Genomic DNA, 20,081 nt, shown 5'->3' with positions numbered 1-20,081 from the left:
CATGACCACTACAGTACAAGACAGCGTCCAGACCCTTACCCCGCCCGCCCGCCCCAACAAGGTGGAAGCCGGCGTCAAGCTGCGCGGCGCCGAGAAGGTCGCGCGCATCCCGGTAAAGATCATTCCCACCGAGGAGCTGCCGCGCAAGCCGGACTGGATCCGCGTGCGCATCCCGGTCACCCCCGAGGTCGAGCGCATCAAGCAGCTGCTGCGCAAGCACAAGCTGCACAGTGTCTGCGAAGAGGCCTCCTGCCCCAACCTGGGCGAATGCTTCTCCGGCGGCACCGCCACCTTCATGATCATGGGTGACATCTGCACCCGTCGCTGCCCCTTCTGCGACGTCGGTCATGGCCGGCCGAAGCCGCTGGACGTGGACGAGCCGAAGAACCTGGCGGTGGCCATCGCCGACCTGGGGCTCAAGTACGTGGTGATCACCTCGGTGGATCGCGACGACCTGCGCGACGGCGGTGCCCAGCACTTCGTCGATTGCCTGCGCGAGATCCGCAAGCTGACCCCCGGCATCCAGCTGGAGACCCTGGTGCCGGACTACCGCGGTCGCATGGACGTCGCCCTGGCCATCACCGAGCAGGAGCCGCCGGATGTCTTCAACCACAACCTGGAGACCGTCCCGCGCCTGTACAAGGCCGCGCGCCCGGGTTCGGACTTCGAGTGGTCGCTGGACCTGCTGCAGAATTTCAAAAAGCGCGTACCCCACGTGCCGACCAAGTCCGGCCTGATGCTCGGCCTGGGCGAGACCGACGAGGAAGTCATCGAGGTCATGCAGCGCATGCGCGAGCACGAGATCGACATGCTGACCCTCGGCCAGTACCTGCAGCCCTCGCGCAACCACCTGCCGGTGCAGCGCTTCGTCCACCCGGATACCTTCGCCTGGTATGCCGAGGAAGGCGCCAAGATGGGCTTCAAGAACGTCGCCTCTGGTCCCCTGGTGCGTTCGTCCTACCACGCCGACCAGCAGGCCCACGGTACCAAGATCAACTGATCCTGGCGTCGTCATGGAAAAGGGCAGCCCAGTGGCTGCCCTTTTCTATTGCGGATATGAACTTCTCACCGCTTCTGGCTCCCTCTCCCGCGTGCGGGAGAGGGTTGGGGTGAGGGTGCGCGCTATTAGCCGCGCAGCACGCCATCCACCAGCGCCTTGGCCTCTTCCTGGATGCGGCCCAGGTGGGCCTCGCCCTCGAAGCTCTCGGCGTAGATCTTGTAGACATCCTCGGTACCCGAGGGACGGGCGGCGAACCAGCCGTTCTCGGTGACTACCTTGAGGCCACCGATGGCGGCGCCGTTGCCGGGGGCTTCGGTGAGGATGGCGGTGATCGGCTGGCCGGCCAGCTCCTTGGCGGTGACCTGGGCGGCGGAGAGCTTGCTCAGGCGGGCCTTCTGCTCGCGGTCGGCGGCGGCGTCGATACGCTGGTAGACTGGGGCGCCGAAGCGCTCGGTCAGCGCCTGGTAGCGCTCGCCCGGGTCCTTGCCGGTTACGGCGGTAATCTCAGCGGCGAGCAGGCCGAGGATGAGGCCGTCCTTATCGGTAGACCAGGCGCCGCCGGCCTTGCGCAGGAAGGAGGCGCCGGCGGATTCCTCGCCGCCGAAGCCCAGGCTGCCGTCCAGCAGGCCGTCGACGAACCACTTGAAGCCTACCGGCACTTCCACCACCTGGCGGCCGATGCCCTGGGCCACGCGGTCGATCATCGAGGACGACACCAGGGTCTTGCCGATGCCGGCCTGCTGGCTCCACTGCGGACGGTGGGTGAAGAGGTACTCGATGGCCACCGCCAGGTAATGGTTGGGATTGAGCAAGCCTACCGAGCGGGCGACGATGCCGTGGCGGTCATGGTCGGTGTCGCAGGCGAAGGAGACGTCGAATCTGTCCTTGTTCTCGATCAGGCCGGCCATGGCGTGGGGCGAGCTGCAGTCCATGCGGATCTTGCCGTCCCAGTCCAGGCGCATGAAGCGGAAGGTCTGGTCGACGCGGGTCGACAGCACCTGCAGCGGCAGCCCATAGCGCTCGGCGATGCGCGGCCAGTAGTGCACCCCGGCGCCGCCGAGGGGATCGACGCCGAAGGTCAGGCCGGAGCCGCGGATGGCGTCCAGGTCGATGACCTGGCCCAGGCCGCCGACATAGCTGTCGAGGAAATCGAATTTATGGGTGGTCGGCGCCTTGAGCGCCTGACGGTAATCCATCCGCTTGACGCCTTCCAGGCCGGCCACCAGCAGGGCATTGGCGCGATCCTGAATACTTTTGGTGACGTTGGTGTCGGCCGGGCCGCCATTGGTGGGGTTGTACTTGAAGCCACCATCGGCCGGGGGGTTGTGCGACGGGGTGATGACGATGCCGTCGGCCAAGCCCGAGCTGCGGCCGGCATTGTATTCGAGGATGGCGTTGGACAGTGCCGGGGTGGGCGTATAGCCCGGCTCGCCGTTGGTCTCGGCGCAGCCGGCGTCGATGCGCACTTCCACGCCGTTGGCGGCGAGCACTTCCAGGGCGGAGATGAAGGCCGGCTCGGACAGCGCGTGGGTGTCCATGCCCATGAACAGCGGGCCGTCGACGCCCTGTGCCTGGCGGTATTCGCAGATGGCCTGGGTGATGGCGAGGATGTGCCACTCGTTGAAGCTACCCTTGAGCGAGGAACCGCGGTGACCGGAGGTACCGAAGGCCACCTGCTGGCCCGGATCGCTGGGATCGGGACGATCGCTGTAGTAGCGCGCCACCAGGCGCGGCAGGTGGGTCAGGGTGTTCTCGTCGGGGAGGCGTCCTGCGTTGGCGGCAATACTCATATCGGGTTCCTTGGCTTGAATAGCGCCCGGGCGGTTCGAGCGCACCGGACGACGCGACTCGCGTTCGACCTTGGCGGTCGTGGTTTGCTCACCACGCCTGCGGGGCGATCCTCAGAATGCCGACTTGTGCACGTTGAGGTCGCCCGTCAGGACGGAGATCAGCCGCGCAACCGCTCCAGCAACTGATGATTGGGATAGCCGTCGGCGGGCCAGCCCTGGGATTGCTGGTAGGTGCGGATGGCCTTGCGGGTGTTGGCGCCGATGATGCCGTCGGCGCTGCCCGGGTCGAGGCCCAGGGCGGCGAGGCGTTGTTGCAGCTCTACACGCTCGCTGCGGCTCAGCGGCAGGTCGTCGGTGGGCCAGCTGGCGGCGATCTGGCCGGCGTCGCGGTAGCGCTCCGATAGCAGGGCCACGCCCAGGGCGTAGGAGGTGGAGTTGTTGTACTTGAGGATGGTGCGGAAGTTGTTGAACACCAGGAAGGCCGGACCCCGGTGGCCGGCGGGCAGCAGCAGCGAGGCGCTGTTGCTGGCCTGGGCGGCCGGCTGTGGCAGGCCGAGGCCCTGGATGCCCAGCGCCGTCCATTCGGCCAGGCTCTTGCGCACGCCCATGTCGGCCAGGCTGTAGTCGAAGTTGGCCGGCACCCGGACCTCGTAGCCCCAGGGCTTGCCATCCTGCCAGCCGGAGGCCTTCAGGTAATTGGCGGTAGAGGCGAGGGCGTCGGCGGTGGAGCCCCAGATGTCGCGGCGACCATCGCCGTCGAAATCCACCGCGTACTGGTCGTAGGTGGTGGGGATGAACTGGGTCTGGCCCATGGCGCCGGCCCAGGAGCCGATCATGCGGTCGGCGGTGACGTCGCCGTGCTGGAGGATGCCGAGGGCGGCGATCAATTGGTCCTGGGCGAAGTCCGGACGGCGTCCCTCGTAGGCGAGGGTGGCCAGGGAGCGGATGACGCCCTTGTTGCCCATGTTGTTGCCGTAGTTGCTTTCCATGCCCCAGAAGGCCACCAGGCGCGCCGGCTCGATGCCGTAGCGGGCTTCCAGGGCGGCCAGCAGGCCGGCCTGCTGGATGATCAGGCTCTTGCCATTGCGCACCCGCAACGGCGACACGGCGGTGTCCAGGTATTCCCAGACCGGCTTGGTGAATTCCGGCTGGCTGCGATCGGCGGCGATCACCGCCGGATCAGGTTGGACGCCGGCGAAGGCCTGGTCGAAGGTGGTGGCGGAGATGCCTCGGCCCAGCGCCAGGGCGCGAAAGCGACTGCGCCATTGCTCGAAGCTTTCATCCGGTTGCGGCATGGCCTCGGCCGCCGAGGCGGGGGCGCTGGCCGCAGGCGCGGGCTTGGATGAGGAGGGCGAGGAGGGCGCCGTGGTGGGCGTCGTCTGGGTCTGGGCGCAGGCGGCCAGGGCGGCGGTCAGCAGGGTGACCAGGGTCCCGGCGAGGAGGCCGCCGGTCTTGAATCCGCGGGATTTCCCGAATTGCATCTGTCTCCACCGGACGTCTAGGCAGGAACAGTCACCTTAGCATGCCCCGGGTCACGGCGTCTGGTAGGCCTAGGCTTTGTCTGGAAAGTGCCTGCGCTCGGTCATGCGGCGTTAAAAATCCGCTGGTTCGCCAGCTCGCCTAGGCGGCCCCGTCGCAATGCTCATTTACCACTCGTAAACTCGAACGCGAGCCCGATCCGCTTCCTCATGGATTTTCGCCTTGCCTGACCTTCGCTCGGCGACGTTTCAGACAAGCCGTATCCGCTCGTCTTTCAGGCGGCCAGAAAGACCGAAGCCTTCTCGTCGTGCAACGAGAAGGCTTCGCGGCGGTAGCTGCCTTTGCCCTTGGCGGGTCGCTCCTGGTGCGAGCGAAAACGAGGATCACTGACGAGGGCCTTGGCCTTGTTGGGGCCGCGGCTGTATTTCTTGGCCATGCTGCGTACTCCGCTGGGATGGATGCCTTCCCCAAGATGGGGGCACGCCAGTCTATTGCAAGTAGCGGCCCTGGCAAGGGTGGCTAGGGTAGCGGCTTGCCCAACGCCAGGCGCTTGCCGGCCAGCACCAGGGCGAGGCTGGCGAGGGTCAGCCAGACCTCTCCGGGCGCCTGGCCCTTGATCTGTTCGTCGGCCAACTGGGCATCGCGCAGCAGGGTTTCCAGGCGGCGGGCGCCATGCCGCTGCAGGGCGCGGGTCAGCAAGGGGCGGCGCTTGTCCCACACCGGCGGTTTCACCTGGGTGAAGGCACGCTCCAGGGGCGTACCGCTCTCCTGCAACTGGGCCAGGTTGGCCAGCAGGCGCAGCTCCCGGGCCAGCGCCCAGAGCACCACCGGTGCTTCCACGCCCTCGCCACGCAGGCCGTCGAGGATGCGCAGGGCGTGGGCGGCGTCGCCGGCGAGGGCGGCGTCGAGCAGGCCGAAGACGTCGTAGCGGGCGCTATCGGCCACCGAGGCCCGCACGGCGTCGGCATCCACCTGGGAACCCTCGGTGAGCAGGCGGAGCTTCTCGATCTCCTGGGCGGCGGCCAGCAGGTTGCCTTCCACCCGTTCGGCGATCAGCTCGACCGCTTCGGGAGTGCCGGCCAGGCCCAGGCGCGACAGGCGCTGGTTGATCCACTGCGGCAGCTGTGCCAGTTCCACCGGCCAGATCTGCACGAATTGCGCCTGCTCGTGCTCCAGCAGGGCCTTGGCCCATTTGGTCTTCTGGGCGGCGGCATCCAGGCGGGGCAGGCTGACCAGTAGCAGGGTGTCCTCGGCGGGTCGCGCCAGGTAGTCGAGCAGGGCGGCGGAGCCCTTGTCGCCCGGCTTGCCGGTGGGCAGGCGCAGTTCGAGAATGCGTTTCTGGGCGAACAGCGACAGGCTGGCGCCGGCTTCATAGAGGCGGCCCCAATCGAAGCTGGCATCGACGTCGAAGACTTCGCGCTCGTCGAAGCCCTGGGCGCGGGCGGCGCCGCGAATGGCGTCGCTGGCTTCCTGGCAGAGCAGGGGCTCATCGCCACTGACGGCATAGACGGCGGCCAGCGCACCCTGGAGCTGCTTGCCGAGCTGGTTGGCGTTGAGTTTCATGAGGGGCCGTGACGGCAGCCCGGAGCCTGGCGGCTCCGGGTGCGGCGCTTAGCGCGCGGGGGTGGGGATGTCGATGGGCGACTGCTGCGGCGGGGCGGATTCGCGGGCGCGGCGCTCGGCTTCGGCCTGGGCGGCGGCGCGGGCGTCGGCGTCGCGCTGCAGCTTGTCCAGGCGCTCCGGCGTCAGGGCCTGCAGGCGAGCCGCCAGCTGCTGCACCAGTTCGCGGCGCATCTCGCGGCGCAACTGGTCCTTCTGCTGCTCGGAACCGACGATGTTGTTCTGGTCGGTCACGTAGTAGCGCTGGGTTTCCAGGTAGTCGCTGACCAGCACCGCCTGGTTCTTGCCGACGATGGTGTAGGGCTGGCGGGTGGTCAGCTCGACCTCGGCGCTGCGGGCGCCGCTGGTGTAGCTGGCGGTGCGCTCGCTCTGGCCTTCGCCACCCAGGTCCAGGGTATAGGGCGCACCCGAGGTCACCCGGACGTGGGCGTCTTCGAGCATGTCCCGCACTTCCTTGACGGTCTGGCCGTAGGCGTCGCGCGCCGTCACGTTCAGCTCGGTGATCTGCAGGCGGGTTTCGCCGGTGCCACGCAGCTGGAAGCCGCAGGCGGTCAGCAGGGTCGCCAGGCCGACTACCGCAAGGCCAGGGAGAATCCGTTTCTTCATCTGTTGTCTGCTCCGTTCGCGTGTCTTAGTTGGCGACGATGTTGACCAGTTTACCCGGGACCACGACGACCTTGCGGATGGTCAGGCCTTCGGTGAAGCGAGCCACGTTCTCGTTGGCGCGGGCAGCGGCCTCGATGGCCTCGCGGCTGGCATCGGCCGGTACTTCGATCTGGCCACGTAGCTTGCCGTTCACCTGGATGACGATCTGCAGGCTGTCCTGCACCAGGGCGCTCTCGTCCACCTGCGGCCAGCGGGCGTCGATGACCGCCTCGCCGTGGCCCAGTTGCTGCCAGAGGCCATGGGCGATGTGCGGGGTGATGGGGGCCAGCACCAGGGTGACGGTCTCCAGGCCTTCCTGCAGCAGGCGGCGATCGGTATCGCTGTCCTGGGCGGCCTTCTCCAGCACGTTCATCAGGGTCATGACCGCGGCGATGGCGGTGTTGAACTTGTGGTGCTGGCCGATATCCTGGCTGGCCTGGCGGATGGCCAGGTGGATGGCGCGGCGCACCTCCTTCTGGGCCGGCGACAGCTCGCCAAGGGCGCCGGCGCTCGGCAGGCCCTGGGCGACGTGGGCCTGGGCCAGGCGCCAGACGCGGCGCAGGAAGCGGCTGGCACCCTCGACCCCGGAGTCGGACCATTCCAGGCTCATGTCCGGCGGCGAGGCGAACATCATGAACAGCCGGCAGGTGTCGGCGCCGTACTGGTCGATCATCGCCTGGGGATCGACGCCGTTGTTCTTCGACTTGGACATCTTCTCGACGCCACCGATTTCCACCGGCTGGCCATCGCTCTTCAGGCGTGCGCCTATGACCTTGGCCTTAGCATCGCGCTCCACCTCGACATCGGCCGGGTTGAACCAGTCCTTGCTGCCGTTGGGGTTGGTGCGGTAGTAGGTCTCGGCCACCACCATGCCCTGGGTGAGCAGGTTCTCGAAGGGTTCGTCGGAGTCGATCAGACCCTGGTCGCGCATCAGCTTGTGGAAGAAGCGCGAGTAGAGCAGGTGCAGGATGGCGTGTTCGATGCCGCCGATGTACTGGTCGACCGGCAGCCAGTAGTTGGCTTCTTCCTTGTCCAGCATGCCGCCGGTGAAGTTCGGCGAGGCGTAGCGGGCGAAGTACCAGGAGCTTTCGACGAAGGTGTCCATGGTATCGGTCTCGCGACGGGCCGGTTGGCCATTGCGCGGATCGACGGTCTCGTAGAACTCCGGCATGCGCGCCAGCGGCGAGCCGGCGCCGTCCGGGACCACGTCCTCGGGCAGCACTACCGGCAGCAGGTCGGCCGGTACCGGGATGTCGATGCCGTCGTCGCCATGGATGATCGGGATCGGGCAGCCCCAGTAGCGCTGGCGGCTGATGCCCCAGTCGCGCAGGCGGAACTGGGTGCGCGGCTGGCCCAGGCCCTTGGCCTGCAGGGCCGCGCCGATGGCGTCGAAGGCGGCATCGTAGGTCAGGCCGTCATAGGTGCCGGAATTGATCAGGAAGCCGTCCTTGCTGCCGTACCAGTCCTTCCACTGCACCGGGTCGAACTGGAAGCGCTCGTATTCCTCGGGGCTGAAGTCGTCCGGGTTGGCCAGCACGCGGGTGGCTTCCTCGGTATCCACCACCTGGACGATGGGCAACTGGTACTTGTTGGCGAATTCGAAGTCGCGCTCGTCGTGCCCGGGCACGGCCATGACCGCGCCGTCGCCGTAGTGCATCAGCACGTAGTTGGCGACCCAGACCGGCAGGCGCGCGTCGGTCAGCGGATGGCGGACGAACAGGCCGGTGTCCAGGCCCTTCTTCTCCTGGGTGGCGATGTCGGCTTCGGCGACGCCGCCGCGCTTGCACTCGTCGATGAAGGCCTGCAGCTCGGTATTGCCCTGGGCGGCCTGGGTGGCCAGCGGGTGTTCGGCGGCCACGGCGACATAGGTGGCGCCGAGCAGGGTGTCGGGGCGGGTGGTGAAGACCTTGAGGGTACCGGCGGCGCCGATGCTCTCCTGGTCATAGGGGAACTGCACCTCCATGCCGCGGGACTTGCCGATCCAGTTGCGCTGCATGGTCTTGACCTGCTCGGGCCAGCCGGGCAGCTGGTCGAGGGAATTCAGCAGCTCTTCCGCATAGTCGGTGATGCGGAAGTAGTACATGGGGATCTCGCGCTTCTCGATCAGCGCGCCACTGCGCCAGCCGCGGCCGTCGATGACCTGCTCGTTGGCCAGTACGGTCTGGTCCACCGGGTCCCAGTTCACGGTGCCGTTCTTGCGGTAGATGATGCCCTTCTCGAACAGCTGGGTGAACAGCCACTGCTCCCAGCGATAGTAGTCCGGCTTGCAGGTGGTGACCTCGCGGGACCAGTCGATCGCCAGGCCCAGGCTCTGCAGCTGGGACTTCATGTAGGCGATGTTCTCGTAGGTCCACTTGGCCGGGGCCACGCCGTTCTTCATGGCGGCGTTCTCGGCGGGCATGCCGAAGGCGTCCCAGCCCATGGGCTGCAGGACGTTCTTGCCCAGCATCCGCTGATAGCGGGCGATGACGTCGCCGATGGTGTAGTTGCGCACGTGCCCCATGTGCAGCTTGCCGCTGGGGTAGGGGAACATCGACAGGCAGTAGAACTTCTCCTGGCCCGGGCGCATGACGGCCTTGAAGGACAGATTCTGGTCCCAGAAGGACTGGGCGGCGGCTTCTATTTCGCGGGGCTGGTAGTGTTCGTGCATGGGCGTGTCGAGGGCTGCAGAGGCGTTTGATCAAGCCGCCAAGCATACATGACCCCCAGAGCGCGGGGAAATGTCCCGCGCCGCCGCTTGTTTCGCACTCTGGAGGAGGCAAGGTCGGAAGGGCCGTACTAGGCTGTCTGAACCTCTGTTCAACCCTTCGGGAGGATGATCGCCATCATGGGAAAGTTTCGACGCGAGTCCGAACGCCTGCCAGCCGATGTGCGCCTGCAGCGGCGACTGGCGCTGGCCCTGGATGAGGCCGCGACCCAGGAGCGTCTCTATGACAGCGCCTACGGCGAAATCGAGCTGCAGGGGCTGAGCGCGGCCGAGTATGCCCTGGTCAGGCGCTGGCTGGAGCGCCATCAGGCCACGGAGGCGGCCCTGGCCTGTTGCCTGGGTTGTGGCCGGGTGCAGCCAGCCGGCTCCTTCTGCAGCCAGTGCCACGGTCGGCAGGTGCTGGTCGAGAGTCCTTCTGCCCGGGTCCGCGCTCCCCTACACTGAGCGCCGATGCGGCCCGGAGGTCGCCCCGCCCGGAGGGATCATGGGTCTGCGCTATTTCTTCAAGCAACTGCTGCTGCCGCCCGGCGGCCTGCTCTTGCTGCTGCTCTGCGGCTGGTGGCTGCGGCGCCGGTATCCCCGGCTGGGCCTGGCCTGCTTCTGTTGCGGTCTGCTCGGCCTCTGGGCCAGTACCCTGCCGGTCGTGGTGGAAGTCGGCGGGCGGCTGCTGGAGCGCGATGCCGCCCTGCCGGAGGCGAGCTGGCCAGGCCTGGCGGAGCAGGCGGACGCCATCGTCGTGCTGGGCGCCGGGCGCGAAGTGGACGACCCCGGCTGGGCCGGCGATGCCGCCAGTCACCTGGCGGTGGAGCGCCTGCGCTACGCGGCGCGGCTGGCCAAGGACAGCGGCCTGCCGGTGCTGATCACCGGTGGCTCGCCCCATGGTCGTCCGCTCAGCGAAGCGGCGCTGATGACCGAGGTGATGGAGCGCGACCTGGGCGTGCCGGTCCGCTGGCAGGAAGGCGCCAGCCGCACCACCTGGGAGAACGCGACGCTCAGCGCGCCGCTGTTGCGCAAGGCCGGGGTCAAGCGGGTGGTACTGGTCACCCAGGCCTACCACATGGCCCGCTCGCGCTGGTGCTTCGAGCGCCAGGGCTTCGCGGTGGTGGCCGCGCCCATGGGCTTCATCGGCGTGCCCAACCAGCGCCCCTTCGGCGGCTGGCTGCCGGAAGCCAAGGCGGTCGAGCAGACCGCCCAGTTGCTCAACGAAGCCGCCGGGCTGTTGCTCTATCCGCTGGCCTACCGCTGAGTCACGACCAGCGGCGCTTCCTCCTGACGATCCTGCCGACGCAGTAGCAGCCCCCACAGCAGCACCAGCGCGGAAAAGATCGCCAGCGGCCAGAGGCGGTAGTGCAGGTAGGGCGTCAGGCCGTCCATGGGCACCACGGTGCCCTGCAGCACCCCGACCTCGAAGGCCGGGATCTGCCGACTGATGCGGCCGAAGGGATCAACCAGAGCGGTGATGCCGTCGTTGGTGACCCGTACCAGCCAGCGACCGCTTTCCAGGGCACGCATCTGCGCCATCTGCAGGTGCTGCTGCGGACCGATGGACTTGCCGAACCAGGTGTCGTTGCTGATGGTGAGCAGCAGCTGGCTCTGGGCGGCCAGGTCGGCGACGAATTCCGGATAGACCACTTCGTAGCAGATATAGGGCGCCACCCGGTAACCCTTCACCAGCAGGGGCTCCTGATGCTCGGGGCCGCGGACGAAGTCGGACATGGGCAGATCGAAGAAGCCGATCAGGCCACGCAGGTATTCCTGTAGCGGCACGTATTCGCCGAAGGGCACCAGCTTCTGCTTGTAGTAGGTCCCCGAGCCGTTGCCGACCGCGGTGATGCTGTTGAAGTAACGCGAATCGCCATTGGCATCGCGTTCCCGCGCCGGCAGGCCGGTCACCAGGGCGCCACCATGGGCGGCCACCTGGGCGCCCTCGGCGGCGAGGAAGTCGCTGACGTACTCACGCAGTACGGGAATGGCGTTTTCCGGCCAGACCACCAGGTCGGCGTCCGTCTGCTCAGCGGTGCGGTCACGATAGAGCGCCAGGGTGGCACGGGCGTGGTCCGGGTTCCACTTGAGTTCCTGGGCGATGTTGCCCTGGACCCCGGCGACCTTGAGCGGGGCGCCGGCCGGTTGCGTCCATACCTGCCCCTTGAAGACATCCCCGGCCACCCAGGGCACTGCCACCAGCACCAGGGCCGCGACCAGGGCCGCCGGCCGCAGGAGCAGCCGCGGGGCGTTGACCAGCAGGGCGGCCGTGAGCGCCAGTACCGCCGAGATCAGCCAGACGCCGCCCAGCGGCGCCAGGCCTTGCAGCGGACCGCTGAGCTGGCTGTAGCCGAGGAACAGCCAGGGGAAGCCGGTCAACGCCCAGCTGCGGAACAGCTCCAGGGCGAACCAGAGGCCGGCGAAGGTGAGAGCATCGCCCAGCGGCGCCTGGTTGCGTCTCAGGCACAGCGCCCAGAGCCAGGCGGGGAGGGCGAAGAACAGCGCGATGCCGGCGCAGAAGCCCACGGTGAGGAACAGCGCCAGGGGCGTGGAGGCGGCGCCGTAGTCGTGGATGCTGACGTAAATCCAGCTGGTCCCGGCGAGAAAGGCGCCGAAGCCGTAGCACCAGCCACGCAGGAAGGCGCGCCAGGCGGTGAGGCCCTTGAGCCCCAGGTAGAAGAGTCCGGCGGACAGCAGGGCCAGCGGCCAGAGGTTGAAGGGAGCCAGCGCCAGGGGCGTGAGGGCTCCGGCGAAGAGCGCCAGAAGGTTGCCCTTCCAGCCGGGTTGGGTGGTCCAGCGCATCGAAAATCCTTGGTCCGATCGAGGCTGCGCAAGCTTACTCGTCAGCGCGGGGGAGCGCCAAAGGTGCGTGCAGGGGAGCGCGAGGCAGGTCGCAGTTGAGCAGGGGAAGCCATGGCGGCCGTGGCGATCCGTAGGTTGGGCTGAGACAGCTCCATCGTCGAAGCCCAACGGTGGCGACCTCGAGGCAAGGCCTGTTGGGCTTCGCTGCGCTCAACCCAACCTACGGGGGCCGTAGGATGAGACCGACCCTCACCCCAGCCCTCTCCCCGAGGGAGAGGGGGTAAGAGCGGCGCTAGCGATTGACCGGGGTCACCCGCAGCAGGTGGATGCGGCGGCCATCGGCGTTGAGCACGCGGAAGCGGAAGTCGTCGATCACCGTTTCCTCGTTGCGCTTGGGCAGGTGGCCCAGGCGATTCATCACCAGGCCGCCGGCCGTGTCGGCCTCGGCGTCGGCGAAGCGGGTTTCCAGGGTCTCGTTGAGGGTCTCGATGGGGGTGAGCGCCTTGACCACGAAGTCGCCGTTGGGCAGCGACTTGATGAAGCTCTCTTCCTCCACGTCGTGCTCGTCCTCGATCTCGCCGACGATCTGTTCCAGCACGTCCTCGATGGTTACCAGGCCGGCGACGCCGCCGTATTCGTCCACCACGATGGCCATGTGGCTGTGGGTGGAACGGAATTCACGCAGTAGCACGTTGAGGCGCTTGGACTCGGGGACGAAGGTCGCCGGACGCAGCACCGTCTTGAGGTCGAAGGTGCGCTCGTGGTCGAGCAGCAGCGGCAGCAGGTCCTTGGCCAGCAGCAGGCCGAGGACGTCGTCGGGGCCGTCGCCGATCACCGGGTAGCGGGAGTGGGCGGCTTCGATCACCGCCGGCAGGAATTCCGCCGGGGTCTGGTGGGCACGGATGCTGATGATCTGGGAGCGCGGCACCATGATGTCGCGCACCTGGAGGTCGGCCACCGAGATGGCGCCCTCGACGATGGACAGCGCCTCGCTGTCGAGCACCTTGTTCTCGTGCGCCTCGCGCAGCAGTTCCAGCAGTTCCTGGCGGCTCTTGGGTTCATGGGCAAAGGCCTGGACGATACGTTCCAGCCAGGAACGATGCCCATTGCCTGATCGATCTTCGTTCATGTGTCTGTCATTCACCGTAGGGATCGGGGTAGCCCAGTTCTGCGAGCAATTGGCGTTCCAGGTCTTCCATCTCCTCGGCTTCGTCATCGTCCAGATGATCGTAGCCGAGCAGGTGCAGGCAGCCGTGGATGACCAGGTGCGCCCAGTGCGCCTTGGCGGGCTTGCCTTGCTCGGCGGCCTCGCGGGCCACCACGGGGGCGCAGATCACCAGGTCGCCGAGCAGGGGGATATCGAGGAATTCGTCCGGCACGTCGGCCGGAAAGGACAGCACGTTGGTGGCGTAGTCCTTGTGCCGCCAGGTGCGATTCAGCTCGCGGCCTTCGGCTTCGTCCACCAGGCGGATGGTGAGTTCCGAGTCACCCTGGCGGGCGCGCAGGGCCAGTTCGCACCAGCGGCGTAAGTCCGGTTCCTCGGGGAGGTCGGCCGCCTCGCTGGCGACCTGGACGTCCAGTTCAATCGCCATGGCGATCGTCCCCGTTGGCCCGCGGCTTGTCCTGCAGCGCCTCGAAGCGGTCATAGGCCTCGACGATGCGCTGCACCAGCGGATGGCGCACCACGTCCTTGGATTCGAAGTGGGTGAAGCCGATGCCGGGCACGTCGCGCAGGACTTCGATGACGTGCTTGAGGCCCGACTTGGTGCCGCGCGGCAGGTCGACCTGGGTGACGTCACCGGTGATCACCGCGGTGGAGCCGAAACCGATCCGGGTCAGGAACATCTTCATCTGCTCGAGGGTGGTGTTCTGACTTTCGTCGAGAATGATGAAGCTATTGTTGAGGGTCCGCCCACGCATGTAGGCCAGCGGCGCGACCTCGATGACCTGCCGCTCGATGAGCTTGGCCACCTGCTCGAAACCGAGCATCTCGTAGAGGGCGTCGTAGAGCGGGCGCAGGTAGGGGTCGATCTTCTGCGCCAGGTCACCGGGCAGGAAGCCGAGCTTCTCGCCGGCTTCCACCGCCGGGCGCACCAGCAGGATGCGGCGGATCTGCTCGCGCTCCAGGGCGTCCACGGCGCAGGCCACGGCCAGGTAGGTCTTGCCGGTACCGGCCGGGCCTATGCCGAAGTTGATGTCGTGGTCGAGGATCGACTTGACGTAGCGCTGCTGGTTGGCGCCGCGCGGACGGATCATGCCCTTCTTGGTGCGCAGGGCCACGCTGGTGTCGCCGCCGCGGTGTTCCTGCTGCAGGGCTTCCAGGCCGGATTCCTGCAGATAGAGGTGCACCAGTTCCGGCGCCACCGGCGTGCCGCTGGCGGTCTCGCGATAGAGGCGCTGCAGGAGATTCTGGGCCGCGCGGGTGCGCTCGGGATCGCCGACCAGTTCGAACTGGTTGCCGCGGTTGCGGATCTCGATGCCGAGACGGCCTTCGATCTGGCGCAGATTTTCATCGAGCTGGCCGCACAGGTTGGCGAAGCGGTCGGCGTCGAAGGGTTCGAGGGTGAAATGCTGGAGCGTCTGGGGGGTATTCAAGGTGTGCAGAGAGACCCTTTGGATTGGCTTTACGAAAACTTGACGTAGCTTGAGAGTAACCTGGGTCGCGCCCTTGGCAAAGGGCGCGTACGACCATCCATCAGGCCAGCGCGACGGCGACGGGCGGGCGCGCACCACTGGCGACGGGGCTTAGCAGGGTGCCGCGCAGGGAGTGCGGCAGGGCCTCGTCGATGTGCACCTGGACGAACTGGCCGATCAGGCTGGCATCGCCGCAGCGGAAGTTGACGATGCGGTTGTTCTCGGTGCGGCCCTGCAGCATGCCCGGGTCGCGCTTGGAGAAATCGCTGACCAGGATGGTCTGGACGCTGCCGGCCATGCGCCGGCTGATCTCGAAGCCCTGCTGGTGGATGCGCGTCTGCAGGATCTGCAGGCGCTGCTTCTTGACCTCGTCAGGGGTGTCGTCGACCAGGTCCGCCGCCGGGGTGCCGGGACGGGCGCTGTAGACGAAGGAGAAGGAAAAGTCGAAGCCGACGTCCTCGATCAGCTTCATGGTCTGCGCGAAGTCCTTCTCGGTCTCGCCGGGGAAGCCGACGATGAAGTCCGAGCTGATGCAGATGTCGGGTACCGCCGCCTTGAGCTTGCGGATGCGCGACTTGTATTCCAGCGCCGTGTGGTTGCGCTTCATGGCGGCCAGGATGCGATCCGAACCGGCCTGCACCGGCAGGTGCACGAACTTCACCAGCTCCGGGATCTCGGCATGGGCCTGGATCAGGGCGTCGGAGAATTCCAGCGGATGCGAGGTGGTGTAGCGAATGCGGTCGATGCCGTCCACTGCCGCCACCACATAGAGCAGCTCGGCGAAGTCGGCGATACGGCCGTCGCCGGTGGCGCCGCGATAGCCGTTGACGTTCTGGCCCAGCAGGGTCACCTCACGCACGCCGTGCTCGGCGAGGTGGATGATCTCGGCGAGGACATCGTCCAGCGGCCGGCTGACCTCTTCACCACGGGTGTAGGGCACCACGCAGAAGGTGCAGTACTTGCTGCAGCCTTCCATGATGGAGACGAACGCGCTGGGGCCGTCGATGCGCGGCTCGGGCAGGCGGTCGAACTTCTCGATCTCGGGGAAGGAGATGTCCACCTGGGGCGCCCGGGTGGTGCGCGCGGCGTCGATCATCTCCGGCAGGCGGTGCAGGGTCTGGGGGCCGAAGACCACGTCGACATAGGGCGCGCGATCACGGATGGCGGCGCCTTCCTGGCTGGCCACGCAGCCACCGACGCCGATCACCAGATCGGGATTCTCCAGCTTGAGTTCGCGCCAGCGACCGAGCTGGGAGAACACCTTCTCCTGCGCCTTCTCGCGGATCGAGCAGGTGTTGAGCAGGATGACGTCGGCCTCGGCCGGATTCTGGGTGACTTCCAGGGGCTCACGCTCGCCGAGCAGGTCGACCATGCGCGACGAATCGTATTCGTTCATCTGGCAGCCATGGGTTTCGATATAGAGCTTCTTGGACATGCGCGGCAGGGAGTCGGTGGCGAGTGGACCGCGCATTATAGTGATGGCCCTCGGCACGGGGAAGAGCCGCCCGGAAGGCACTCGGCCTATGGCCCAGCGCTGCCTTCTGGTAGCCGGGCGATGACCTTGATCTCGAAGCGGAAGCCGGCCAGCCAGGTGACGCCGACCGCGGTCACCGTGGGGTAGGGCGCCGTGCCCCAGTGCTCCAGCAGTACCGGCCAGATCCGTTCGAAGCTGGCCTCGGCATCGATCATGAACAGGGTGACGTCCACCACGTCGGCGAAGGTGGTGCCCGCGGCGACGAGGATGGCATCGAGGTTGGCGAAGGCCAGGCGGATCTGCTCTTCCAGCTCCGCTTCCGGCGCACCGTCGAGGCGGCTGCCGACCTGGCCGGAGACGAACAGAAAGCCATTGGAGCGGATGGCCGGTGAATAGCGGTGCTGCTCGTAGAGGGCATGGCGGTTGGCGGGAAAGACGACGTCGCGGGTCATGGCAGGGCTCCGTGAGGGGGATCGAGGAAGCCACCTTAGGCGTCGTCCACCAGTGGATAAACCCGGCCAGGCGGCCAGCATTGTTTGTACAATCCAAACAATCCCCTGTTCAGGAGGCGGCATGGATCTGTTCGGCGCGATGCAGACCTTCGTGCGGGTGGTGGAAGCCGGCAGCTTCACCCGCGCGGCCGAGACCCTCGGCAGCAGCCGCACCCGCGTCACCCAGCAGGTGCAGCAGCTGGAAGCGCACCTGCAGGTGCGCCTGCTCAATCGCACCACCCGGCAGGTGCAGGTCACCGCCGACGGCGCCGCCTACTACGAATGCTGCCTGGGCGTGCTGGCGGCGGTGGACGATGCCGAGACGGGGCTTTCGGCGGCCACTCGCACGCCCCGTGGCCGCCTGCGGGTGGACGTGCCCAGTCCGCTGGCGCGGCTGATCCTGATCCCGGCCCTGCCGGACTTCTTCCAGCGCTATCCGGATATCCAGCTCGAGCTGGGCGTCAGCGATCGCCAGGTGGACCTGATCGGCGACAACGTCGATTGCGTGATCCGCGGCGGGCGCATCCGCGAGCAGTACCTGGTGGCCCGGCCGCTGGGGGCGCTGCAACTGGGGTGCTATGCCGCGCCGGCCTATCTCGCCACCCAAGGTGTGCCGCTGCATCCTGCCGCGCTGGCCGAAGCGCCGCATCGGGTGGTGCGCTTTCTCTGGGGTACGGGCAAGGGCTTTCCCTATGCCCTGCAGCGCGGCGCCGAGCGCCTAGAGTTGCAGAGCCGGCACAGTCTGGAAGTGGACGACGGCAATGCCTGCCTGGCCGCAGGGCAGGCCGGGCTCGGAGTGGTCTGCCTGCCGCACTATCTGGCAGCGGAGGCGGTCGCTCGCGGCGAGCTGGTCAGGCTGTTCGCGGACTGGCGGATGGTCCCCATGCCGCTGTATCTGGCCTTCGCGCCCAACCGTCACGTCAGCGCCAAATTGCGGGTCTTCATCGACTGGGTGAGCGCCGTGGTGGCACAGCGGGCGTGCCTGGATGCCGCGGCGGACGGCTGACTGGGCCCAGGCCCGGCGTGCTATGCTCGCCGCCCTTTTCATCAGTGAATCTTGCGCCCATCCATGAGCTCATCCCCCAGCAAGCCGGCCATCTACAAGGTGATCTTCGTCAACCAGGGTCAGGTCTTCGAGATCTACGCCAAGCAGATCTTCCAAAGCGATCTCTGGGGCTTCCTGGAAATCGAGGAACTGGTGTTCGGCGAGCGCACCCAGGTGGTGGTCGATCCGAGCGAGGAGAAGCTCAAGGCGCAATTCGAAGGCGTGGTGCGCAGCTTCGTGCCGATGCATTCGATCATCCGTATCGACGAGGTGGAGCGCCTGGGCCAGCCCAAGATCAGCGAGGCCAAGGGTGGCACCAACGTCATGCCGTTCCCGATGCCCATGCCCGACAAGCCCTGACCGGGCTCGCGGTCAGTTCTGCGGCGGCTGGAAGGGATTGAGGTTGCCCGCGGTCTGCATGTCCTGCAGATAGTCGCGGAAGATCTGGCCCAGCACCTGGGTGGCCATCTCCAGCTCGTCCCGGCGCATCTGGGCGCTGACCAGGTCGGCGGTGTCCATGGCTTCGTCGTTGCCATTGATGGCGGCCATCTTCAGCACGATGTAGGCCTGGATGTTGTTGGGCGGGACGCCCTCGCCGCGAAAGAACATGTTGCCGAGGCGATTCTGCGCATCGGCATTGCCCTTTAGCGAGGCCTGTTCGAACCACTGGCGCGCCTGGTTGAGATCCTTGGGCGTCTGCTTGCCTTCGTAGTAGAAGTCGCCGAGTTCGTACTGTGCCTGGGAGTCGCCGTCGTGGGCGATCTGCTGGCAGCGGGCGATGGCCTGCGCCAGGGCGTCGTTGGCCAGATTCAGGTTGCAACGGCTGGTGCTGGGGACGAGCAGCGAGTTACCACCGGCCAGGGCGGCCAGGGGCATCAGGAATAGGGCTGCGCACAGGATGTGACCAGCGCGGTGCATGAAGCGCCTCCACGAGCGAGGCAGGTTCGGAGAACCCGGTCGGCGAAACGCGCCGACATCTCATTATGGGTCAAGCCGGCGCACGCTTTCAAAACCTTTACGCACAATGGCGGAACTTTTTTGCCCGTTACGCCAGCCTCTCAACTAGGTGTGAGGCTGGCGGGGCAGAGAGGTTCCTGAAGCGAGACGGACGGTATTAGTCCTTGAAGGTCGCGAAGGCGCGCTCGGCGGCATCCAGGGTGATGCGCAGCTCCTCGTCGCCATGGGCGATGGAGGTGAAACCGGCCTCGAAGGCACTGGGTGCCAGGTAGACGCCGCCGTCCAGCATCAGGTGGAAGAAGCGCTTGAACCTCTCGCTGTCGCTGCCCATGACGTCGCTGAAGGTGACGATGTCTTCGGCGCCACTGAAGTAGAGGCCGAACATGCCGCCCGCCTGGGTGGTGACGAAGGGCACGCCTGCAGCATCGGCGCGATCCTGAAGGCCCTGCAGCATCCGCGTGGTGTAGTCGGTCAGCTCGGCGTGGAAGCCGGGGCGACGGATCAGCTGCAGGGTGGTCAGGCCGGCGGCCATGGCCAGCGGATTGCCCGAGAGGGTGCCGGCCTGGTAGACCGGGCCGAGCGGGGCGATCTTTTCCATGATCTCGCGCTTGCCGCCGAAGCAGCCCACCGGCATGCCGCCGCCGACGATCTTGCCGAAGGTGGAGAGGTCCGGACGGATGCCGTAGTACTCCTGGGCACCGCCCAGGGCGACGCGGAAACCGGTCATGACCTCGTCGAAGATCAGCACCACGCCATAGCGATCGCAGAGGCTGCGCAGGCCTTCGAGGAAGCCGGGGGCGGGCGGTACGCAATTCATGTTGCCGGCCACCGGCTCGACGATGATGCAGGCGATCTGGTCGCCGGTTTTCGCCAGGGTCTCTTCCACCTCGGTCAGGTCGTTGTAGGCCAGGGTCAGGGTGTGCTGGGCGAAGGCCGCCGGCACGCCGGGCGAGCTGGGCACGCCCAGGGTCAGGGCGCCAGAGCCGGCCTTGACCAGCAGGCTGTCGGAGTGGCCGTGGTAGCAGCCCTCGAACTTGATGATGGTGTCGCGCCCGGTATAGCCGCGTGCCAGGCGGATGGCGCTCATGGTGGCCTCGGTGCCGGAGCTGACCATGCGCACCATCTCCATGGACGGCACCAGCTCGCAGATGAGGTCGGCCATGGTGGTTTCCAGGGCGGTCGGGGCGCCGTAGGAGAGGCCGTGTTCCAGCTGGCGGCGCACGGCATCGAGCACGTCCGGATGGCTATGGCCGAGGATCATCGGACCCCAGGAGCCGACGTAGTCGACGTAGCGCTTGTCGTCTTCATCGACCACATAGGCGCCCTGAGCGTGCTTGAAGAACAGCGGCGTGCCGCCGACGCTCTTGAAGGCACGCACCGGCGAGTTGACGCCGCCGGGGATGTGGCGTTGGGCTTGGTCGAAGAGTTGGGCGGAACGGGACATGGGAGTCTCCT

At 67.1% G+C, this 20,081-nt stretch carries 19 protein-coding genes; 5 read left to right on the top strand and 14 right to left on the bottom strand.

The features are described from left to right. Nucleotide 1: 1 nt before the first annotated feature. Nucleotides 2–1,000 (top strand): lipoyl synthase, encoded by a 999-nt coding sequence (gene lipA / locus ACYJP6_RS06040; RefSeq protein WP_017642509.1) that lies wholly within the window; start codon nt 2–4, stop codon nt 998–1,000. A gap of 125 nt (nt 1,001–1,125) precedes the next feature. Here the strand turns inward: lipA and pgm are convergent, their stop codons facing one another. The 6 genes from pgm to leuS form a co-directional block, all read right to left on the bottom strand. Then, nucleotides 1,126–2,790 (bottom strand): phosphoglucomutase (alpha-D-glucose-1,6-bisphosphate-dependent), encoded by a 1,665-nt coding sequence (gene pgm, locus ACYJP6_RS06035; RefSeq protein WP_459474149.1) that lies wholly within the window; start codon nt 2,788–2,790, stop codon nt 1,126–1,128. A gap of 158 nt (nt 2,791–2,948) precedes the next feature. After that, nucleotides 2,949–4,271 (bottom strand): lytic murein transglycosylase, encoded by a 1,323-nt coding sequence (locus ACYJP6_RS06030; protein WP_459474148.1) that lies wholly within the window; start codon nt 4,269–4,271, stop codon nt 2,949–2,951. 272 nt (nt 4,272–4,543) lie between these two features. Further along, a complete protein-coding gene (gene arfA / locus ACYJP6_RS06025) occupies nt 4,544–4,705 on the bottom strand; it encodes an alternative ribosome rescue factor ArfA (RefSeq protein WP_145010719.1) in 162 nt (53 codons plus the stop codon). A gap of 83 nt (nt 4,706–4,788) precedes the next feature. Then, the gene (gene holA / locus ACYJP6_RS06020; protein WP_459474147.1) at nt 4,789–5,832 is read right to left on the bottom strand and encodes a DNA polymerase III subunit delta; all 1,044 of its coding nucleotides are present in this window, start codon (nt 5,830–5,832) and stop codon (nt 4,789–4,791) included. Nucleotides 5,833–5,880: 48 nt separating this feature from the next. Beyond that, on the bottom strand, nt 5,881–6,495 hold the full coding sequence (locus ACYJP6_RS06015) for an LPS-assembly lipoprotein LptE (RefSeq protein WP_459474146.1): 615 nt from the start codon (nt 6,493–6,495) through the stop codon (nt 5,881–5,883). A gap of 25 nt (nt 6,496–6,520) precedes the next feature. Further along, nucleotides 6,521–9,184 carry a leucine--tRNA ligase gene (gene leuS / locus ACYJP6_RS06010; protein ID WP_459474145.1) on the bottom strand — a complete coding sequence of 888 codons (2,664 nt, stop codon included), beginning with the start codon at nt 9,182–9,184 and terminating at the stop codon, nt 6,521–6,523. 177 nt (nt 9,185–9,361) lie between these two features. On the opposite strand from leuS, the gene ACYJP6_RS06005 reads away from it, so the two are divergent. Then, nucleotides 9,362–9,685 carry a hypothetical protein gene (locus ACYJP6_RS06005; protein WP_459474144.1) on the top strand — a complete coding sequence of 108 codons (324 nt, stop codon included), beginning with the start codon at nt 9,362–9,364 and terminating at the stop codon, nt 9,683–9,685. 40 nt (nt 9,686–9,725) lie between these two features. After that, nucleotides 9,726–10,487, top strand: coding sequence for a YdcF family protein (locus ACYJP6_RS06000; RefSeq protein WP_459474143.1), 762 nt, complete (start codon nt 9,726–9,728; stop codon nt 10,485–10,487). On the opposite strand, the gene lnt is transcribed toward ACYJP6_RS06000, so the two are convergent. The 6 genes from lnt to ACYJP6_RS05970 form a co-directional block, all read right to left on the bottom strand. Continuing rightward, nucleotides 10,478–12,025: an apolipoprotein N-acyltransferase gene (gene lnt, locus ACYJP6_RS05995; RefSeq protein WP_459474142.1), complete on the bottom strand. Its 1,548-nt coding sequence runs from the start codon at nt 12,023–12,025 to the stop codon at nt 10,478–10,480. The two genes, ACYJP6_RS06000 and lnt, sit on opposite strands and share 10 nt — an antisense overlap. A 292-nt stretch (nt 12,026–12,317) precedes the next feature. Beyond that, nucleotides 12,318–13,154, bottom strand: a complete 837-nt coding sequence (locus ACYJP6_RS05990) for an HlyC/CorC family transporter (RefSeq protein WP_459474141.1) — start codon at nt 13,152–13,154, stop codon at nt 12,318–12,320. Between the two features lie 7 nt (nt 13,155–13,161). Then, nucleotides 13,162–13,617, bottom strand: a complete 456-nt coding sequence (gene ybeY / locus ACYJP6_RS05985; protein WP_459474140.1) for an rRNA maturation RNase YbeY — start codon at nt 13,615–13,617, stop codon at nt 13,162–13,164. Then, entirely contained in the window at nt 13,607–14,620 is a 1,014-nt protein-coding gene (locus ACYJP6_RS05980) for a PhoH family protein (RefSeq protein ID WP_459474139.1), read from the bottom strand. Before ACYJP6_RS05980 ends, ybeY begins: the two co-directional genes overlap by 11 nt. 100 nt (nt 14,621–14,720) lie before the next feature. After that, on the bottom strand, nt 14,721–16,094 hold the full coding sequence (gene miaB, locus ACYJP6_RS05975) for a tRNA (N6-isopentenyl adenosine(37)-C2)-methylthiotransferase MiaB (protein ID WP_459474290.1): 1,374 nt from the start codon (nt 16,092–16,094) through the stop codon (nt 14,721–14,723). 86 nt (nt 16,095–16,180) lie between these two features. Then, on the bottom strand, nt 16,181–16,585 hold the full coding sequence (locus ACYJP6_RS05970) for a RidA family protein (protein ID WP_459474138.1): 405 nt from the start codon (nt 16,583–16,585) through the stop codon (nt 16,181–16,183). 121 nt (nt 16,586–16,706) lie between these two features. On the opposite strand from ACYJP6_RS05970, the gene ACYJP6_RS05965 reads away from it, so the two are divergent. Continuing rightward, nucleotides 16,707–17,630: a LysR family transcriptional regulator gene (locus ACYJP6_RS05965; protein WP_459474137.1), complete on the top strand. Its 924-nt coding sequence runs from the start codon at nt 16,707–16,709 to the stop codon at nt 17,628–17,630. 63 nt (nt 17,631–17,693) lie between these two features. Beyond that, nucleotides 17,694–18,029 carry a DUF1820 family protein gene (locus tag ACYJP6_RS05960; RefSeq protein ID WP_007159644.1) on the top strand — a complete coding sequence of 112 codons (336 nt, stop codon included), beginning with the start codon at nt 17,694–17,696 and terminating at the stop codon, nt 18,027–18,029. A 12-nt stretch (nt 18,030–18,041) separates the two neighbouring features. On the opposite strand, the gene ACYJP6_RS05955 is transcribed toward ACYJP6_RS05960, so the two are convergent. Both ACYJP6_RS05955 and hemL read right to left on the bottom strand, forming a co-directional pair. Further along, nucleotides 18,042–18,587, bottom strand: coding sequence for a tetratricopeptide repeat protein (locus ACYJP6_RS05955; RefSeq protein ID WP_459474136.1), 546 nt, complete (start codon nt 18,585–18,587; stop codon nt 18,042–18,044). Between the two features lie 196 nt (nt 18,588–18,783). Beyond that, a complete protein-coding gene (gene hemL / locus ACYJP6_RS05950; RefSeq protein WP_459474135.1) occupies nt 18,784–20,070 on the bottom strand; it encodes a glutamate-1-semialdehyde 2,1-aminomutase in 1,287 nt (428 codons plus the stop codon). Nucleotides 20,071–20,081: the final 11 nt, after the last annotated feature.

The sequence above is a fragment of the Pseudomonas sp. No.117 genome, from assembly GCF_054558395.1.
Note: the sequence above shows the minus strand (reverse complement) of the source record. Positions and strands in the feature narration are given on the sequence as shown.

Coding starts and splice junctions, on each gene's coding strand:
- lipA (WP_017642509.1), top strand. CDS start 2: ATGACCACTACAGTACAAGACAGCGTCCAGACCCTTACCCCGCCCGCC.
- pgm (WP_459474149.1), bottom strand. CDS start 2,790: ATGAGTATTGCCGCCAACGCAGGACGCCTCCCCGACGAGAACACCCTG.
- ACYJP6_RS06030 (WP_459474148.1), bottom strand. CDS start 4,271: ATGCAATTCGGGAAATCCCGCGGATTCAAGACCGGCGGCCTCCTCGCC.
- arfA (WP_145010719.1), bottom strand. CDS start 4,705: ATGGCCAAGAAATACAGCCGCGGCCCCAACAAGGCCAAGGCCCTCGTC.
- holA (WP_459474147.1), bottom strand. CDS start 5,832: ATGAAACTCAACGCCAACCAGCTCGGCAAGCAGCTCCAGGGTGCGCTG.
- ACYJP6_RS06015 (WP_459474146.1), bottom strand. CDS start 6,495: ATGAAGAAACGGATTCTCCCTGGCCTTGCGGTAGTCGGCCTGGCGACC.
- leuS (WP_459474145.1), bottom strand. CDS start 9,184: ATGCACGAACACTACCAGCCCCGCGAAATAGAAGCCGCCGCCCAGTCC.
- ACYJP6_RS06005 (WP_459474144.1), top strand. CDS start 9,362: ATGGGAAAGTTTCGACGCGAGTCCGAACGCCTGCCAGCCGATGTGCGC.
- ACYJP6_RS06000 (WP_459474143.1), top strand. CDS start 9,726: ATGGGTCTGCGCTATTTCTTCAAGCAACTGCTGCTGCCGCCCGGCGGC.
- lnt (WP_459474142.1), bottom strand. CDS start 12,025: ATGCGCTGGACCACCCAACCCGGCTGGAAGGGCAACCTTCTGGCGCTC.
- ACYJP6_RS05990 (WP_459474141.1), bottom strand. CDS start 13,154: ATGAACGAAGATCGATCAGGCAATGGGCATCGTTCCTGGCTGGAACGT.
- ybeY (WP_459474140.1), bottom strand. CDS start 13,617: ATGGCGATTGAACTGGACGTCCAGGTCGCCAGCGAGGCGGCCGACCTC.
- miaB (WP_459474290.1), bottom strand. CDS start 16,094: ATGTCCAAGAAGCTCTATATCGAAACCCATGGCTGCCAGATGAACGAA.
- ACYJP6_RS05970 (WP_459474138.1), bottom strand. CDS start 16,585: ATGACCCGCGACGTCGTCTTTCCCGCCAACCGCCATGCCCTCTACGAG.
- ACYJP6_RS05965 (WP_459474137.1), top strand. CDS start 16,707: ATGGATCTGTTCGGCGCGATGCAGACCTTCGTGCGGGTGGTGGAAGCC.
- ACYJP6_RS05960 (WP_007159644.1), top strand. CDS start 17,694: ATGAGCTCATCCCCCAGCAAGCCGGCCATCTACAAGGTGATCTTCGTC.
- ACYJP6_RS05955 (WP_459474136.1), bottom strand. CDS start 18,587: ATGCACCGCGCTGGTCACATCCTGTGCGCAGCCCTATTCCTGATGCCC.
- hemL (WP_459474135.1), bottom strand. CDS start 20,070: ATGTCCCGTTCCGCCCAACTCTTCGACCAAGCCCAACGCCACATCCCC.